Below are 17,715 nucleotides of genomic sequence, written 5' to 3' on the forward strand. Positions count from 1 at the left end.
TGATGGAGTTTCCAGACTTTTTAGTATGGTAATATGGAAAAATGGAGGGGAAAGAATGGCAATTAGAACAGGGGAACAGTATATTGAAGGATTACGAGCAAAAAATCCTGAGATTTGGATTGGAGGAAGAAAAGTAACAGATGTGGTGAATGAAGAGGTTTTTAGGGAACCAATTTTACAAATTGCTAACTTATATGATATGCAGCATAATCCAGAATATCAAGATAAGATTACTCATATATGCGAAGAGACCGGAGAAAGGGTTTCGAATGCATTTTTAGTGCCGAAAAATTATGAGGACTTAAAAGCGCGTCGTGAATTATTTGAAGTGTGGGCAAAGGCTACCTTTGGTTTAATGGGGAGAACACCAGACTTTTTAAATGTCACAGTTACTTCAATGGCAAGTAATGCTTGGTTTTTTGAGAAATTCGATCCAGAATGGGGCGCGAATATAAAAAATTATTATAAGCATATAAGGGATAACGATTTATTTTTAACACATGCAATTATTAATCCACAAAACGATCGGAGTAAAGCTTCTCATCAACAAGAAGATGAAACAATGCATTTAGGTGTGGTAAGTGAAACGAAGGAAGGGATGTATGTTAGTGGTGCTAAAATGTTAGCGACACTTGCACCGATTACAGATGAGGTAATCATTTATTCCTACCCAAGTTTTAAACCAGGTGATGAGCGTCATGCAATTTCTTTTGCAGTTCCAATCGATGCACCGGGATTAAGGATTCTTTGTCGTGAGCCAATGCAAGATGGAAAACGTTCTTTATTTGATCATCCACTTGCATCAAGGTTTGAAGAAATGGATGCATTACTTGTATTTCACGATGTGTTTATCCCATGGGATAAAGTATTTATTTATCAAAGTGTAGAAGCTGGAAATCAATTGTATCCTAAAACTGGAATTGGTCATCAGCCAGCACATCAATCCGGAGTAAGAGGATTAGTTAAACTGTCTTTCGTAGCTGAAGTAGCTATAAAGCTAGCCGATTCAATAGGTGTGGATGGATTTTTAAATGTACAAAATCAGTTAGCAGAACTTATGCAGGATGTAGAAACAATTCGTGCTCTCTTGCAAGTAGCTGAATATGAATATGAAACGAATCCATATGGAGAGGCTATTCCTGCAAGGTTGCCACTTGATACAATACGTAGCTTATTACCTAGAATGTATCCGAGGGCTATCGAGATTATTCAAACCATTGGTGCGGGTGGGCTATTGATGTCACCAACAGGTGCTGATTTTATGAATCCAGAGATTCAAGATGACATGCATAAATATTATATTGGGCGTGAAGGAGTATCTTCTGAAGAGCGTGTTCGCTTATTTAAATTAGCTTGGGATTTATGCGGTGAAGCTTTTGGACAACGCTTATTACAATATGAGCGTTATTACTCGGGGGATCCGGTTCGTAAAATGGGCATGTTTTATAATGCGCATAAAAAACAGCACTCTCTGTCGCTTGTGAACAATGCTTTGCAATCGAGTTCATCTGAAACCGCATTAAGTTAAATGAAAATGTCTGCGCTTACATTTTATATTGAAAAGGAAGGAGCAGCAGATGATAACAAGAATTTTACTGTTAGGATGTAAATCTTCTTATATTTTTTAGCTATATATAAAACTGGAGATATATAACGAGAATAGGGGAGGTAAGTTATTTGATTGCTTCTAGCAGTAAGATTTGTAAAATTCTAAATTGTTTCACAAGTGAAGATCCGGTACTGGGGAATTCTGAAATTTCAGGTAAATTAAATATGAATCCAAGTACAGTTCATCATCTTGTTCGTACATTGTGTGAAGAAGGAATGCTCATTCAAGATGAGCAAAGGAAATATCGTCTAGGTTGGAAACTGCTAGAGTGGGGAAATCAAGTAATGTTTCAGCAAGAGATTTATAGTGGAGCAATTCCAATTGTAGAAGATCTGGTAAGGAATTTTAATGGAACTGTGCATATTGGTATGTTTGATCGTGGAGATGTTGTATTTATTTTGAAAGTTTCATCAAAGGATTCCGTTCAAATTTCAACTCATGTTGGATCAAGAGAGCCTGCGTATTGTACAAGTACAGGAAAAGTCCTTCTTTCGTTTAATCCTTCTCCTTTAGAATATACTTCAGAAAAGGGACTTTTGCCACGAGCACCAAATACAATTACTTGTATGAAGCGATTTCAGGCAGAATTACAAACGATCCGTAAGCAAGGTTATTCGACTAGTGATAATGAAAATGAACATGGGCTATATGGGATTGCGGCTCCTATTCGATCTTACACGGGGAGAACGATTGCGGCACTTAATATTGTGGGACCTATTTCGTATATGCAAGGAAGTAATCGTCAAGTCATGATTCAAAGTGTGATGAATACGGCAAATTTGATTTCAAAGGAATTTGGTTATTTGGAAATTTAACCTCAAACGAAAAAGAGAGGTGAGAATCATTTATATACATGAGCACTGTATACCTGAATTTACTAAATCGATTGTCTCGATTGGTGCTTTTGATGGCGTGCATAAAGGGCATCAGAGCGTGATTAGAAATGCGGTGGAGAAAGCAAAAGAATTAAAGATTACAAATGTCGTGTATACATTTGATCCGCCACCACGTTCTTATTTTCAGGGAGCTAAAGTATTAACACCGATCGATGAGAAATTAAAGCGATTTCAGAATCTAGGTGTTGAACATGTCATTGTAATCCGTTTTGATGAGATATATGTAACAAAAAGGGCGAGTCATTTTATTCAAGAGTTACAAAGTTTATGTCCTGTAGAAATTTGTGTCGGTCAAGATTTTAGATTTGGAAAAAATCGTGAAGGTGATATAGAGCTCCTAAGGAAATATTTTAATATTTCTATAGTTGAAGCGATTTGCTGTGAAGAAGGAGAGCGAATATCTTCAACGAGAATTAGGAAGCATGTATTTCAAGGAGAATTGCAGAAATCTGAATCTTTATTAGGATGGCCTATTAAAACGATATAAATAGAATGAAATATAAGGAGGAAACAAAAATGTCAAAAACATTACAATCTTTTAATTTATTGAAATGGATCGATGAAAATAAAGAATTGCTAAAGCCCCCGGTAAATAACAAGGTGATTTGGCAAGATTCAGAGTTTATTGCCATGATTTTAGGTGGTCCAAATAGAAGACGCGATTTCCATGTAGATCCTTCGGACGAGTTTTTCTACCAAATTAAAGGTGAATGTTATGTGGAATGTATTACGGAGGAAGGAAAGCGTGAAGTTGTTACAGTCAAAGAAGGCGATGTATTTATGCTACCGGCTATGGTACCTCATTCACCTCATCGTGTTGCAAACACATACGGACTAGTAATTGAAAGAAAACGTAACCAAGGAGAACTGGAGGACTTTGTTTGGTTCTGTGATGAGTGTAATCATGAAATGCATCGTGTACGTGTTCAATTAAATGATATAGAGAAACAAGTGAAAGAAGCAATTCATAGTTTTAATTCCAATAAGGAAATTCGTGCATGTAAAAATTGTGGTCATATTATGCCAGAAGAAGTGGAGGAATGGAAATGCGAGTAGATTTCCATACACATATTATTCCTGAAACATTTCCAGATTTTGAAGAAAAGTTTGGTGGTGGCCGGTGGCCGATATTAAATCGGACTTGTACATGTGGTGCAACTATTATGGTTGGAGGAAAGAATTTTCGTGATGTGACAGATCAAGTATGGTGTCCTGAGAAAAGAATTGAAGATATGAACCGTGAAGGTGTTGATATACAAGTTTTATCGCCAATTCCTGTTACATTTTCCTATTGGGCAAAACCAGAACAGGCTGAAAGTATGGCACGTATTCAAAATGATTTTATTGCAGAAACAGTTTTAGCATATCCAGGGCGTTTTGTTGGATTAGGAACGGTTCCGATGCAAGATGGAGAAACTGCGATTCGTGAGATGGAACGTTGCATAACGGAATTAAATTTACATGGTATTGAAATTGGTACAAATGTGAATGGGAAAAATTTAGATGATCCATCGTTCATTGAATTTTTCCGGATGGCTGAAAAGTGGCAAGTTCCAATTTTTATCCATCCGTGGGAAACGTTGGGGCGTGATAGAATGCCGCACCATAATTTTATGTATACAGTCGGTATGCCAAGTGAAACGGCGCTTGCAGCAGCTACGCTTATATGTAGTGGGATAATGGAGAAGTTTCCACGGTTAAAAATTTGTTTTGCTCATGGTGGTGGATCTTTTCCGTATATTTTGCCACGGCTAGATCAAGGGTGGAAAGTGTGGCCACATTTGCGGCTGACTACGCATCCGCCTAGTTATTACGCAAAGAAATTTTATTTTGATTCTTTAAACTACGATCCTCTTAACCTGAAGTATATGATTGAGAGGTTTGGACATGAAAAGATTTTTATGGGATCGGATTATCCCTTTTTACTACGAGAAGTTGATCCAGGTAAAGTAATTGATGAGACACTTGGTTTATCTGAGGAACAAAAGGAAGCGATGCTTGGTGGAAATGCCGCGGGCTTTTTAAATATTGAGATAAAAAAAAGAGGTGTAGCATATGCAGAAAGTACAAACACCCGAGAATAAATTGAATGAAATGGGACTCACGTTACCAGCTGTTCGTCCAGCAGTTGGAAACTATGTTAGTTGTGTGAAAGTAGGGAATTTATTGTTTACTGCCGGACAAGGTGTTGATGAGTACCATGGGAAATTAGGTAAGGATATATCAATTGATGATGGATATAGGGCAGCAAGACAATCAATGTTGAATTTATTGAGTGTCGTGAAAAATGAAATTGGTGATTTAAATAAAGTGAAACGAGTTGTGAAGTTACTTGGTTTTGTGAATAGTACGGATGATTTTATTGAACAGCCAAAAGTAATGAATGGAGCTTCTGATTTATTAGTAGCTGTTTTTGGAGCGAAGGGAAAGCATGCTCGTTCTGCCGTTGGTATGGCTCAATTACCTAACAATACAACAATTGAAATTGAAATGGTTTTAGAAATTGAGGAGTAGGAGGTAAGGAATGTGAATAGGGAACTATTAGCTGACAAAATGAAAGTTAAAGATGCGAAGTTGTTTATTAATGGTCAGTATGTTGATTCCATATCTGGTGAAACGTTTGATACGTTCAATCCAGCGACGAATAAGAAACTTGCTTCTGTTGCAAAGGCGAATGAAGAGGATGCGAAAAGGGCGATCGATGTGGCAGAGCGTACATTTAAAAGTGGTATTTGGAGTAAAATGCCTGTAGAAGAGCGCTCAAATATTTTATGTAAAATGTCGGATTTAATTATGGAAAGAGTAGATGAATTAGCACATATAGAGACTCTCGATGTTGGAAAACCAATTAAAGAGAGCAAAGGGTTTGACATACCGCGTTCGGCACATAATTTTCGTTTCTTCGCTGAGATGTCAAAATATATGGTTCATGAGCATTATGACAAGCATAACTTTATGTCATATGCAAAATATGCTCCAGCAGGAGTAACAAGTTTAATCATTCCTTGGAATTTACCATTTATGCAAATGACATGGAAAGCGTCGGCGGCACTTGCTGCCGGTAATACGATTGTGGTGAAACCTGCTTCTTACACACCGTTAAGCGCAGTCATGCTTGGTGAAATCGCGAATGAAGCTGGATTACCTCCAGGTGTACTTAATATAATTACAGGTCCAGGAAATACTGTGGGGACGAAAATGACAACACATCCAGCTGTAAGGAGAATTTCGTTTGTCGGAGAAAGTAATACCGGAAAAACAATTATGCGGAGTGCGTCAGAAAATTTAATACCTGTTTCGTTGGAATTAGGCGGGAAATCAGCAAATATCGTATTTGAAGATGCAGATTTAGACGAAGCAGTACAAGGATCTATCGAAGCGATTTACCGGAATCAAGGGGAAATTTGTTTAGCTGGATCAAGACTACTCGTACAAGAAAGTATATATGGAAAGTTTTTAGAAAAATTTGTAGTAGCTGTGCAAAGAATAAAAGTCGGCGATCCTCTAGCTGAAGATACAGATATGGGTGCGCTTGTTTCGAAAGCTCATCTTGAAACCGTTGATCGTTACGTCGGAATTGGGATTTCAGAAGGTGCGAAATTAGCCTATGGGGGAAAAAGAATCGAGAGTCTAGCGCAAGGGAATTTTTATGAGCCGACTGTACTATATGATGTTGATAACTGTATGCGTGTAGCACAAGAAGAGATTTTTGGTCCAGTTTTAGTCGTTATTCCATTTAAAACAGAGGAGGATGCCATTCGTATTGCAAATGATTCTATTTATGGTTTAGCTGGAGTTGTTTGGACAAATGACCTTAGACGAGCACAGCGAGTTGTTTCGCAAATTGATTCGGGATTATTATGGGTTAATTGTTGGTATGTTCGAGATTTACGTACTCCATTTGGCGGTTCTAAGGCAAGTGGGATCGGCAGAGAAGGTGGCCGTCATAGTTTTGAATTTTATACAGAGGTTAAGACCGTTACGATGAAATTATAAAGTAGATGCTACATCAGTGGAATCGTATTTCCACTGATGTGTGATAACTATAAATTTAAAAAATGGGGTGAAACGAATGAAGTTGTTAATTAAAGAATTAGCTGATGAACTAATACAAGCTGAAAAGTCTTGCGAAGGAATCCCTTCTTTTACGGAGAGATATCCTAATTTATCTGTTTTGGATGCGTATAACGTTCAGCTTGAAATCGTAGGCAGAAAAATAGAGCAAGGACATAAAGTAATTGGGAAAAAGGTTGGACTTACGAGTATTGCAATGCAACAAATGCTGGGGGTAAATGAACCGGATTATGGACATTTACTAGATGATATGAAAATAGAAAACGGCATTGCAATTTCAGTAGACGCCTTTGTATCTCCAAAGGTAGAAGCTGAAATTGGATTTATTTTAGCTGAGGATTTGAGTGGCCCTAATATTACATACGTAGACGTATTAATGGCAACAAAGTACATTGTGCCTACGCTTGAGATTATTGATAGTCGTATTGCTGATTGGAAGATTAAGCTTGCAGATACAGTTGCAGACAATGGCTCATCCGCAAAAGTAGTTATTGGTGATACATTTTCTACAATTGATAAAGTAGATTTACGTACAACTGGAATGACGCTTTATAAGAATAATAGTTTAATTGCTACTGGAGCTGGAGCGGCTGCGTTAGGACACCCTGCCCAAGCTATTGCTTGGTTAGCAAATAAACTTTATGAATTTAATATTGTTTTAAAAGCGGATGAATTAATTTTACCAGGCGCGTTATCTGGTGCCGTTTCGGTTACTAGTAATGATGTTATTGAAGCTGATTTTGGCTCTCTTGGTTCCGTTTCTATTAAATTTATATAGCCTAAAGTGTTACGAAAAAAGGAGGCGATAGATGTGGAGAAAGTAAAGGTAGCTATTATTGGTTCTGGTAATATTGGTACAGATTTAATGTATAAGTTAAGAAAAAGTGAAGTAATTGAAATGAATGCAATGATTGGAATAGATTTGGAGTCAGACGGATTAAAGCGAGCAAAAGAAGAGGGGTATGAGATTTTTGATAATGGGATACAAGCGATTATTGATAATCCGAGTATAGCTGATATTGTATTTGATGCAACTTCTGCTAAAGCACATGGACATCATGCGAAAGTTTTAGGAGAGCTTGGGAAATTAGTGATTGATTTAACACCGGCTGCATATGGACCATTCGTCTGTCCGGCTATACAAAATAATAATATTGTAAATGAGAAAAACGTCAATATGATTACATGTGGGGGGCAAGCAACCATTCCAATTGTCCATGCTATTAATGAAGTGGCTAACGTTACATATGCAGAAATTGTTGCAACAATTTCTAGTTTAAGTGCTGGTCCAGGTACACGAGCAAATATTGACGAGTTTACAATTACGACAAAGCGCGGAATTGAAGAAGTTGGTGGGGCAGATAACGGGAAAGCACTTATTATACTAAATCCTGCAGACCCTCCTATTTTAATGAGAGATACAGTATATTGTGAAGTTGAAAAGATGGATGAATTCTCTATCCGAGAAGCTATTTATAAGATAGTTGAAGTAGTTAAGGGATATGTTCCAGGATATTTTTTAAAACAAGAGCCAATGTTTGAGGGGAACCGTGTGACCGTATTTTTAGAGGTAGAAGGAGCAGGAGACTATTTTCCTCCTTATGCTGGTAATTTGGATATTATGACCGCGGCGGCATTAAAAGTTGGAGAAGAGTTTGCAGCACGAATCATTACAGAGCAGAAACGAGGTGTAATGAATGAGGCGAAATAGTGAAATCCCAATAAAAATAACTGAAGTTTGCTTACGGGATGGAAGTCATGTAATGAGACATCAATTTACAGAGGAACAAGTTAGGTCCGTAACTAGGTCGTTAGATGAGGCTGGTATGCATTATATCGAAGTGAGTCATGGGGATGGCTTGGGAGGTTCTACTTTACAATATGGAAAGTCATTAGTAAATGAAATGAAGCTGATTGAAGCGGCGGTAGAAGAGTGTGAACAAGCTAAGGTAGCTGTTTTATTGATCCCTGGTATTGGAACCGTTCGTGAATTAAAACAAGCAAAAAACGTTGGAGCGAAACTTGTTCGTGTAGCAACTCATGTAACGGAAGCAGATGTTTCAGCACAGCATATTCATTGTGCAAGAGAGTTAGATATGGAAGTATGCGGTTTTTTAATGATGGCACATTCTGCACCAATTGAAAAATTAGTAGAACAAGCAAAGCTTATGGAGGGTTACGGAGCACAAGCAGTTTATGTAACAGATTCAGCGGGAGCTTTATTGCCTCACGAAGTACGTGAACGTATCCGTGCTTTACGTCAATCTCTAAATATTGAAATTGGCTTCCATGGTCATAATAATCTTTCTGTTGCAGTAGCAAATACAGTTGTTGCAATCGAAGAAGGAGCAACTCGTATTGATGGAAGTGTCCGTTGTCTCGGAGCAGGAGCTGGGAATGCACAAACAGAAGTGTTGTTAGCGGTATTAGATCGTATGGAATATGAGCTAGATATAGATTTGTATAAAATGATGGATTTAGCAGAGGACGTTGTTGCTCCGTTGTTGCCAGGACCACAAGAGATTCAAAAAGGAAGTCTTGCAATGGGATATGCTGGTGTATATTCTAGCTTTTTATTACATGCTGAGAGAGCGGCGAAGCGATTTGGTGTAGACGCTCGTGATATTTTAATAGAACTTGGGAGAAGAAAAGTAGTTGGTGGACAAGAGGATATGATTTTAGATGTAGCAGCAGAATTAGCGAAGATAAAAATGGAGGTGTAAAATATGGCTTTAGTTAAAGGGGCAGATTTAGAGATTGTTGAATATTTACTTCAGGCTGAAAAGGAAAGAAAAGAAGTGGTAAAAGTAACAGATAAGCATCCTGATTTAACGGTAGATGATGCTTACAGATTACAAAAGTGTTTAGTTGAGCAAAAGGAGAAAGAAGGCTCTAAACGAGTTGGTGTAAAACTTGGACTAACGAGTAAGGCAAAACAGCAAATGATGGGAATTAATGAGGCGATTTATGGTTATTTGTTACACGATATGTTAGCGTTCGAATGGGAGCCAGTGCAATCTGAAACATTGATTCATCCAAAAATAGAACCGGAAATTGCCTTTTTAATAGGAGAAGATTTACAAGGAATGAATGTTACAGCGGATGATGTATTAAAGGCAACAAAATATATTGCACCAGCTTTGGAAATTATTGATAGTCGATATTTGAATTTTAAGTTTACATTACCGGATGTAATAGCAGATAATTGTTCATCTTCAAAGTTTTTATTGGGGAGCAAATGGATCGATGCTAAAGAAATGGATGTAGCTAGTATAGGAATGGTTATGTCGAAAAATGGTAAGCTTGCTACAACTGGAACAGGAGCCGCTGTACTTGGACATCCAGCAGAGGCAATTGCTTGGGCGGTAAATAAGCTGGGTTTACAAAATGAAGGATTGAAAAAAGGGGATATCGTATTAAGTGGAGCATTATCAGAAGCAATTGCTTTCAAAGCTGGAGATTCTATTGTTGCACAATTTGAAGGTTTAGGAAGTGTAGCGATGTTCTGTGAATAAACGATAAAGCGAGAGATAAATATGCCAATTATACAAATTCAAATTATTGAAGGTAGAAGAAGAGAACAAATTCAAAATCTTATTTCGGATGTTACAGGTGCAGTTACAAAAAATTTAGATGTAGAGGTTGAGCGTGTACGTGTATTAGTGAATGAGATTCCAAGTTCGCACTGGGGTGTCGGGGGAAAGTCAAAAGATAGTTTAGAAGGAAGTTAGTTTTGCTATAAAAGCAATTTTCATTCTTTTAAGAATGGGAATTGCTTTTATTATTTTTAAAATTTTTAATATTATGCTAAGATTAGGTTTTGAATTGGAAAAATAAGGGGGAGATATGCAAATACTATTAATTCGTCACGGAGAATCAGAAGCTGATATTTTACATGTACATGAAGGATGAGCTGATTTTGAATTAACAGAAAAGGGAAGAAAACAGGTACAAAAACTCGTACAGAAAGTGAAAAAAGACTTGCCACCAGATTTTATTTGGGCAAGTACACTGAAACGTGCAAGAGAAACTGCGGAAACATTAGCGAAAACGATTGGATGTCCAATAAAACTTGAAGAGGGATTAATGGAGTTTAATAATGGCGTACAGGCTGGACTATCTTTTGAAGAAGCGAAAAAATATCCAGAGCCAAAATTTCTCCACGATCGTTTTGAAAATGGGGAATTATTTATTGAATTTCGAATGAGAATAGAAGGGGTCTATTCTAAAATTGTAACAGAGAATGAATATGATCGAATTGCAATCGTTGCTCATGGAGGCGTAATTAATAGTATATTACGTGCGTTTTTCCAAATGCCGATTACTATGGATTATTATTTTAAAATGGGAGATACGGGGATTAGCTTAATTGAACTTACGGATAAACAGAAAACCATTCATTTTATAAATGATACGAGTCATTTGGAAGGGATATAAGAAGGAAGATTATGTATAAAGTTGTCTTTTTTGATGTTGATGGTACGTTGTTAAGTGAGATTGATAGAAGTATGCTAGCAAGTACGAAAGATGCTATACGAAGATTAATTGCTAAAGGAATTAAAATAGTAGTTACAACTGGGAGACCTTATAATTTATGCTCAGAATTTAAGGATCTGGGCGTAGACATGTTTATTTCTGCGAATGGTGCACATATCAAGTGTAATGATACAGTTATACATAAATCAGTGCTTTCAAGTAAAATCGTTCATGATATCTCAAATTTTGCTGAGGTCAATGGTCATGGTGTTTCTTATTTTACAGAAGAATTTACAATGAATGGAATGGCTGCCGAAGATGAAAGAATGACGAAAGCGTTAAAAGAAACGTTAAATTTACACAAGTATCCTGAAAAAATGAAGTCACTTGCAGAAGAGATTTATTGCATATGTTTGTATGCAGATGAAACAGAAGCTGAAAAGTTTCTAGAAAGATTTCCAAACCTTACATTTGATCGTTTTCATAATTACGTGATGAATGTACTTGAGGATTCTAAAGTATCAAAGCTAACGGCTATTAAAAAGGTATTGGAGCATCTAAATATTTGAAAATCAGAAGCAATTGCTTTTGGAGACGGTGGAAATGACGTTGACATGTTAGAGTATGTAGGATTAGGAATTGCAATGGGGAATGGCGGGGAAAGGTTAAAGCAAGGGGCAGACTTCATTACAAAAAAGGCAAGTGAAGATGGGATTGCTTATGCTTTAAAGAAGTTCGGCATCATTTAAAAGTAATTGCTAGCTGAATCATTTTGAGTAAAGAAGTTATAAATGATACGAATGATTTGAACGACATGTAGAGGGAATCCTGTTTTTATAACAGGATTTTTTGTTTCTAAATTTGTACGTGTATAAAATAAGTAAACGGACTTAGAAATAGGGAGCTACGTACATTGAGTTGTATTGGAATTAAATATTTCTCTTATAATATTCTTGCAATAAAAGGAAGAAGAGGAGTATAATGAAAATTAGTTAGTTAAGCTAATTATTTTCGAAGAAAGGAGAATGAAAATAGATGGATTCAAAAAAAGATTCTCTTCCTTTAGGGATTGAGCCTTATGCAGAGTTAATAAAAAAGACAGCATCAGCGGATACGGATCAAATCGCAGCAAAACTTGGTTTGTTAATGTTATGGACGTCTGATAATGTTCTTGATGCTGTTGACGTGGATTTAGCTCCACTTGGTATTTCGGAAAGTAAATTAGATTTTTTACTGTTGTTTATTTTACGCGAAATGGAAATGAATGGGGAAGAAGTGAACATGAGTCCTTCGGATATTGCAAATCGATTAGGGATTACACGTGCTTCTGTCACTGGCTTATTAGATTGGATGGAGAAACGAGGGTTAATTGTAAGATACCATCACTCTGAAGATCGAAGAAGATTAAAGGTGAAAATTACTCCGAAAGGAAAAGGCCTTGTTTCGCTTTCTTTACCAACTTTTTGGTCCTCTTGTGCTTCATTAGTGGATGATTTTAATCAAGAAGAGCGTCAAGTTTTAGAGAAGCTATTAAATAAAATGCAAGTAACTATGCAGGTGAAATTAGGAGAAGGTAGGTAAATAAGTTGATTATGAGAGTCAACTTATTTATTTAAACATATAATTAGATTGCCTTATTATATGTTTAGCTAATTTAATGAGAGGCGGTGATAAGTCTTTGAGCGTAAATAAATTAAATAAGAGGTAAATGGGAATCATTTTGAGGGTTTTAGAGGTTTTAAACCGTATGGAAAAAATCGTAGTAAGGGAGAGGTTTTATGATGGAAATATCAAAAGAAATGAATAGCGTAAGGAATTACACAGTAATGACAGCTGTCTTATGCTGGGCAGGTATGGTAGTTATGTCCAGCCTATATGTGACAATTCCTTTAATTGCTCTGTTTTCAGAGTTTTTTCAAGTTTCACTAACGAAATCTGCGGCTACAGGGAGTATATTTTCTTTTGGGTTTGCTATAGGTTGTTTGTTATTTGGGGCAATCTCTGATAAATATGGGCGGAAGAAAGTAATTTTTATTGGATTACTTGTACTGTCGGTTGTTTCTTTTTTATTAGGGTTAGTTGATAGTTTATTTTGGCTTGTTATCCTTCGAGGATTACAAGGTATAGCGGCAGCTACATTTTCACCAGTAGCGTTAGCTTACGTTGTAGAAATGTTTCCAGCAGAAAGAAAGATTACAACAATCGGATTTGTTAGTACCGGTTTTTTAGTAGCTGGAATCGTAGGGCAAGTAATGAGCACTGTCGTTAGTCAATATTTTGGATGGCACATGGTGTTTTTTCTTCTTAGTATTGTATATATCATTACTGCTTTATGGATTCATTATTCTCTTCCGAAAGGAGAACCTTCTCAATCATATACCGATATTTTAGGGCCGATTAAACAAATGGGTAAAGTCTTTACACATAAAAGCTTAGTATTGAGTTATATGATTGCGTTTGTTTTATTGATGGCTTTTGTTAATATGTATACTGTTTTAGGGAACTATTTGAGCTCTCCTAATTATAATTTAAACGCAGAGCAAATTCTTTACTTTCGTTTAGCCGGTTTATTTGGTATGTTGCTGTCACCACTTGCGGGTCGTTTAACAAAGAGATTTGAAGTTCAGCAAGTTCTTCGAGGAGGATTGTTAGTTGCTATTTTTAGTCTGAGTTCATTGGGATTTGTTTCTAATCTACCTCTGCTTGTAATCATGAGCGTATGTTTTGTAATAGGGATTGCTTTATCTATTCCATCTTTAGTTACTCTTGTCGGTCAATTAGGAGGAAAAGCACGGGGAATAGCGGTTTCTATTTATACTTTCATTTTATTTTTAGGAACAAGTATAGGACCTGTTATTTCTATTTATCTTATGAAAATTGGGGATTATGCTCAAACGTTTATTTTATTAGGGTTAATACTCTTTATTGGTTTTGTTGCTTCTCTTTTTATAAATAATGAATCTACGTTTGATAAGGCGTGAAATTAATTTATTATGAAGTAATCGGGCATTCACCTTCTCTCTATATGTTAACTTTGCAAGTGGAAGAAGGGGTGACTGTGTTTCTATGCACGGCTAGATGTTTTCTTCTTTTCTAAAAAGAAAGGTTCTATGCTGAATTTTTAAATTGCATTTATATAGAAAGAAAGTGATGATTTCATATTAACGAAAAATATATTAGGTATGTGTGTTGAATAATGAATGAGTGGAAAAGTTTATTCAAATAAAGGAATGCAAGGGTCTTTAATATGCTCCGCTAATAAGATATGAATTTGTCCGCGATGATGATAAATATGTGCAATAATTTCGAGCAACCACTCGAATCGGGAATAAGAAATACCCCAATGGGCAGTCATAACTTCCGCTAATTCGTCATTGGAATAGGATAGAAATGTGTTAGAAAGAAGATTGTAGCCTTGGATCATCATTTTCTGCATGTGAGAGATTGTTTTTGGTGTATGCTCTATATAAAAGGTATGTATATCTTCATGTGTAGCACCATTTAAAATGAGTAAATCTGCATGACAAATAAGTGAAAGATGGGTACACATTTCAAATAGCGATCTTTTGTTTGGGATCGGTGTACGTTGTAAATCTAGTTCGGTGAGTTGATTCAGCAGGGCATTAAATGTATCGATAGCAACTTTAATTTGGTGTAAAGCGGCTTGAACAAACATTGTAATTCTCCTCATCTCCATATATAATAATTTCTTGAGAGTATTATATCATATTCAAAATTCTGAAAATTCTAGTAGTTTGACTAGCCTATTGAAAAGTATTATATTGTAAAAGGTCATATGAAACGTGAAATAGAATGGAAAGCAATTATTGAGTTAGGAGTTAGACCAATGAGTTTGAAATATGGAAGAGATACAATTGTTGAAGTTGACTTAAATGCTGTAAAACATAATGTAAAAGAATTTAAAAAACGTGTGAACGATGAAAATATTGGGATGATGGCTGCTGTAAAAGCGAATGGGTATGGTCATGGAGCGGTTGAAGTTGCGAAAGCTGCAATTGAGGCAGGGGTGAATCACCTTGCTGTTGCGTTTGTAGATGAAGCAATTGAATTAAGAGAAGCAGGAATCACTGTACCGATTTTAATTTTAGGATATACACCAGTAGCAGCTGCCGAAGATGCGATTCAATATGATATTATGATGACTGTTTATAGAGTAGAAGATTTACAAGGTATAAATGAAATTGCGAAGCGCCTTGAAAAGAAAGCACGTATTCAAGTGAAGATTGATACAGGGATGAGTCGTATCGGTTTACAAGAAGAAGAGGTTACACCATTTTTAGAAGAACTACAAAGAATGCAATATGTAGAAATGGTAGGGTTGTTTACACATTACTCTACCGCTGATGAAATCGATAAAACGTATACGAATATGCAAACAAGCTTATTTGAGAAAGCTGTAAATGTGGCGAAAGAACTAGGGATTCATTTACCGTACATTCATAGTTCAAACAGTGCAGGATCAATGGAACTTAGCAATACGTTTCAAAATATGGTTCGTGTCGGTATTGGAATTTACGGTATGTATCCTTCAAAAGAGGTGGATCATACAGTTGTTTCCTTACAGGCAGCACTTTCATTAAAATCAAAAGTAGCTCATATTAAACACGCGAAGAAAAATCGTGGTGTAAGTTATGGGAATACGTACGTGACAACTGGTGAAGAATGGATTGCGACTGTACCAATTGGTTATGCAGATGGTTATAATCGTCAGTTATCTAATAAAGGGCATGCATTAATTAATGGAGTTCGCGTACCTGTAATTGGCCGTGTTTGTATGGATCAATTAATGCTAGATGTTACGAAAGCAATGCCTGTACATGTAGGGGATGAAGTCGTGTTCTACGGTAAACAAGGTGAAGAAGAAATCCCTGTAGAGGAAATTGCGGACATATTAGGTACGATTAATTATGAAGTAACTTGTATGTTAGATAGAAGGATTCCACGCGTTTATAAAGAAAATGGTGAAACAATTGCTGTTGTAAATATATTAAGAAAAAATAATACAAAAAACTGAATCGTTATGATTCAGTTTTTTTTGTTATTTACTTTTGGCAAATGAAAAATGTTCTATTTGTACCGTGTAGTTGAATGTTTGTAAATCCTACAGATTTTAAAGAAGAAATTATTTCTTCTTTAGAGTAACACGTTTCTTCGAAAGAAAAATCACTTCTTTTCCAATTATCATGTACGTCATGCTTAAATAGTATAAAATTCATTTCAGCTCTTTTTGTTTCACTGTCATAACTAGCGTTTATGGTGCAAACATATTCCTGCTCTGAAATGTGAAAAGAAGCACTCCAGTTTTCTAGAAATCCTTTTTCCATATTCATATCAAAGGCGAATGTGCCTCCGTTATACAAAACGGAGTAAACGTTATGAAAAACACTTTTTAGTTCATCTAATTTCATAATATGGTTTAAGCTATCGCCAGCTGAAATAACGTAATTGAATTTTTCCTCCATATTAAAATATCGTGCATCATCGACGATGAAGGTTGCCTCTGGCGCATTTTGACGTGCGTATTCAATCATTTGAACGGAACCATCTATACCAGTTACTACAAAATGATTATCAATTAGTTTCCTAGTAAGGTGACCAGTCCCGCAGCATAGGTCTAATATATGTGAATGCGTGGGGGCGTATTGTAAAACGAGCTTTTCATATGCAGGATAGGATTGTTCTGCAAAGTGTCCCCAATGTTTATTATAAAGGGTTGCAAAAATATCGTAATCAGAATAGAGGATTTTATTAGACATATGGAGCCTCCTCGTATTCTAGTAGATTATAATAATCATATTTCGTAGTAATTTCGAAACCACACTGTTCGTAAAGTTTTAAAGCATTGTTATTTTTTGTTTCGACTTCTAATTCAATTGTTTTATGTCCTTTCGTAACGAGTGTATGGACCATATATGTAAGAATGCTTTTTCCGTACCCTTGTCCTTGATGAGAAGGGTGTACAGCAAACCCTGATAATGTAGTAGCGTGTTCTTGTTTACTGACAGTAATAGTTCCTATTTCTTTTTCGTCTATAAGAGCAATATATACTTGATGAGTAGGTGAAGATATCATTTTTTGTAGCCATTCAGATGTATTTATGAATGAATCACCAAAAGCTTTACTGGCGATTTCTATAAGGCTAGGAAGAGTTTCTGAAGATGCAAGGATAAATTTAAGATTGTTCTTTTTGAAGTTATTATTTGTTTCTTTTTTATTGTATGCCATACTATATTCGCTGTATAAATAAGGTGATTTTATTTGTTCGGCAAATGCTCTTCCGGACAGGGAGTTCCCATTAATAATAAGTAAGGCTTCATCAACATTTCTTTTCTTTATTTCTCTCATTGCTTTTTGTAGAAGAGTAGTTCCCACTTTTTGTTTTCTAAAATGAGGATGAACGAATCCTATCAATTCAAGTTTTGTCGGTCTTTCAAATTCATACATATTTAAAGTGCCAATTAACTGATTGTTGTTATAAAAGAGAAAATCGTTTAGCTGATCTTCTTTACGATTCGCAAGAAAGTTGATATGTAAATCTGATGAATAATCAACATTGTCAGTTAACCCACAAATATGAGCTAGCTCTTTCATTTGCTGGATATCAGCCGTTGTTAATAAATCCTTTATTTTGAGCTCCAT

Annotated in this window: 18 protein-coding genes and 2 pseudogenes; 17 read left to right on the forward strand and 3 right to left on the reverse strand. The window is 36.0% G+C overall.

Going from position 1 to position 17,715, the window contains the following annotated elements; translation table 11 throughout:
• Window positions 1-55 precede the first annotated feature (55 nt).
• The 16 genes and pseudogenes from DJ93_RS22670 (at window position 56) to DJ93_RS22745 (ending at window position 14,036) form a co-directional block, all read left to right on the forward strand.
• Window positions 56-1,528 carry a 4-hydroxyphenylacetate 3-hydroxylase family protein gene (locus DJ93_RS22670; RefSeq protein ID WP_042983360.1) on the forward strand — a complete coding sequence of 491 codons (1,473 nt, stop codon included), beginning with the start codon at window positions 56-58 and terminating at the stop codon, window positions 1,526-1,528.
• Window positions 1,529-1,677: 149 nt separating this feature from the next.
• Window positions 1,678-2,424: an IclR family transcriptional regulator gene (locus DJ93_RS22675; RefSeq protein WP_042983361.1), complete on the forward strand. Its 747-nt coding sequence runs from the start codon at window positions 1,678-1,680 to the stop codon at window positions 2,422-2,424.
• Between the two features lie 19 nt (window positions 2,425-2,443).
• A complete protein-coding gene (locus tag DJ93_RS22680) occupies window positions 2,444-2,992 on the forward strand; it encodes an FAD synthetase family protein (protein ID WP_042983362.1) in 549 nt (182 codons plus the stop codon).
• A gap of 29 nt (window positions 2,993-3,021) precedes the next feature.
• On the forward strand, window positions 3,022-3,561 hold the full coding sequence (nbaC, locus tag DJ93_RS22685) for a 3-hydroxyanthranilate 3,4-dioxygenase (protein ID WP_033673667.1): 540 nt from the start codon (window positions 3,022-3,024) through the stop codon (window positions 3,559-3,561).
• Entirely contained in the window at window positions 3,552-4,589 is a 1,038-nt protein-coding gene (locus DJ93_RS22690) for an amidohydrolase family protein (protein ID WP_080743573.1), read from the forward strand. The genes nbaC and DJ93_RS22690 overlap by 10 nt, the downstream gene beginning before the upstream one ends.
• Entirely contained in the window at window positions 4,561-5,019 is a 459-nt protein-coding gene (locus tag DJ93_RS22695; protein ID WP_042983364.1) for a RidA family protein, read from the forward strand. The genes DJ93_RS22690 and DJ93_RS22695 overlap by 29 nt, the downstream gene beginning before the upstream one ends.
• Before the next feature lie 12 nt (window positions 5,020-5,031).
• Complete coding sequence (locus tag DJ93_RS22700) at window positions 5,032-6,501, forward strand: aldehyde dehydrogenase (protein WP_042983365.1); 1,470 nt, start codon at window positions 5,032-5,034, stop codon at window positions 6,499-6,501.
• A 76-nt stretch (window positions 6,502-6,577) separates the two neighbouring features.
• Window positions 6,578-7,357 (forward strand): 2-keto-4-pentenoate hydratase, encoded by a 780-nt coding sequence (locus tag DJ93_RS22705; RefSeq protein WP_042983366.1) that lies wholly within the window; start codon window positions 6,578-6,580, stop codon window positions 7,355-7,357.
• Window positions 7,358-7,390: 33 nt separating this feature from the next.
• Window positions 7,391-8,290: an acetaldehyde dehydrogenase (acetylating) gene (locus tag DJ93_RS22710; protein ID WP_042983367.1), complete on the forward strand. Its 900-nt coding sequence runs from the start codon at window positions 7,391-7,393 to the stop codon at window positions 8,288-8,290.
• Window positions 8,277-9,302: a 4-hydroxy-2-oxovalerate aldolase gene (dmpG, locus tag DJ93_RS22715; RefSeq protein ID WP_042983368.1), complete on the forward strand. Its 1,026-nt coding sequence runs from the start codon at window positions 8,277-8,279 to the stop codon at window positions 9,300-9,302. The genes DJ93_RS22710 and dmpG overlap by 14 nt, the downstream gene beginning before the upstream one ends.
• Before the next feature lie 3 nt (window positions 9,303-9,305).
• Window positions 9,306-10,094 carry a 2-keto-4-pentenoate hydratase gene (locus DJ93_RS22720; protein ID WP_042983369.1) on the forward strand — a complete coding sequence of 263 codons (789 nt, stop codon included), beginning with the start codon at window positions 9,306-9,308 and terminating at the stop codon, window positions 10,092-10,094.
• 15 nt (window positions 10,095-10,109) lie between these two features.
• On the forward strand, window positions 10,110-10,310 hold the full coding sequence (locus DJ93_RS22725; protein WP_117287867.1) for a 4-oxalocrotonate tautomerase: 201 nt from the start codon (window positions 10,110-10,112) through the stop codon (window positions 10,308-10,310).
• Window positions 10,311-10,425: 115 nt separating this feature from the next.
• Window positions 10,426-11,016 (forward strand): annotated as a pseudogene (locus tag DJ93_RS22730) (histidine phosphatase family protein).
• A gap of 11 nt (window positions 11,017-11,027) precedes the next feature.
• A pseudogene (locus DJ93_RS22735) lies at window positions 11,028-11,804 on the forward strand (Cof-type HAD-IIB family hydrolase).
• A 286-nt stretch (window positions 11,805-12,090) separates the two neighbouring features.
• Window positions 12,091-12,636, forward strand: a complete 546-nt coding sequence (locus DJ93_RS22740; protein WP_042983371.1) for a MarR family winged helix-turn-helix transcriptional regulator — start codon at window positions 12,091-12,093, stop codon at window positions 12,634-12,636.
• Between the two features lie 200 nt (window positions 12,637-12,836).
• Window positions 12,837-14,036: an MFS transporter gene (locus tag DJ93_RS22745; protein ID WP_042984308.1), complete on the forward strand. Its 1,200-nt coding sequence runs from the start codon at window positions 12,837-12,839 to the stop codon at window positions 14,034-14,036.
• 233 nt (window positions 14,037-14,269) lie between these two features.
• On the opposite strand, the gene DJ93_RS22750 is transcribed toward DJ93_RS22745, so the two are convergent.
• Entirely contained in the window at window positions 14,270-14,731 is a 462-nt protein-coding gene (locus DJ93_RS22750; RefSeq protein ID WP_042983372.1) for a DinB family protein, read from the reverse strand.
• A 171-nt stretch (window positions 14,732-14,902) separates the two neighbouring features.
• Between DJ93_RS22750 and alr the strand changes: the two genes are divergently transcribed.
• Complete coding sequence (gene alr, locus DJ93_RS22755) at window positions 14,903-16,090, forward strand: alanine racemase (protein ID WP_042984310.1); 1,188 nt, start codon at window positions 14,903-14,905, stop codon at window positions 16,088-16,090.
• A 28-nt stretch (window positions 16,091-16,118) separates the two neighbouring features.
• Here the strand turns inward: alr and DJ93_RS22760 are convergent, their stop codons facing one another.
• Both DJ93_RS22760 and DJ93_RS22765 read right to left on the reverse strand, forming a co-directional pair.
• Complete coding sequence (locus tag DJ93_RS22760; RefSeq protein WP_042983373.1) at window positions 16,119-16,832, reverse strand: class I SAM-dependent DNA methyltransferase; 714 nt, start codon at window positions 16,830-16,832, stop codon at window positions 16,119-16,121.
• Entirely contained in the window at window positions 16,825-17,715 is an 891-nt protein-coding gene (locus DJ93_RS22765) for a GNAT family N-acetyltransferase (protein WP_042983374.1), read from the reverse strand. Before DJ93_RS22765 ends, DJ93_RS22760 begins: the two co-directional genes overlap by 8 nt.

This window comes from Bacillus clarus (assembly GCF_000746925.1).
GTDB classification, from domain to species: Bacteria; Bacillota; Bacilli; order Bacillales; family Bacillaceae_G; genus Bacillus_A; species Bacillus_A clarus.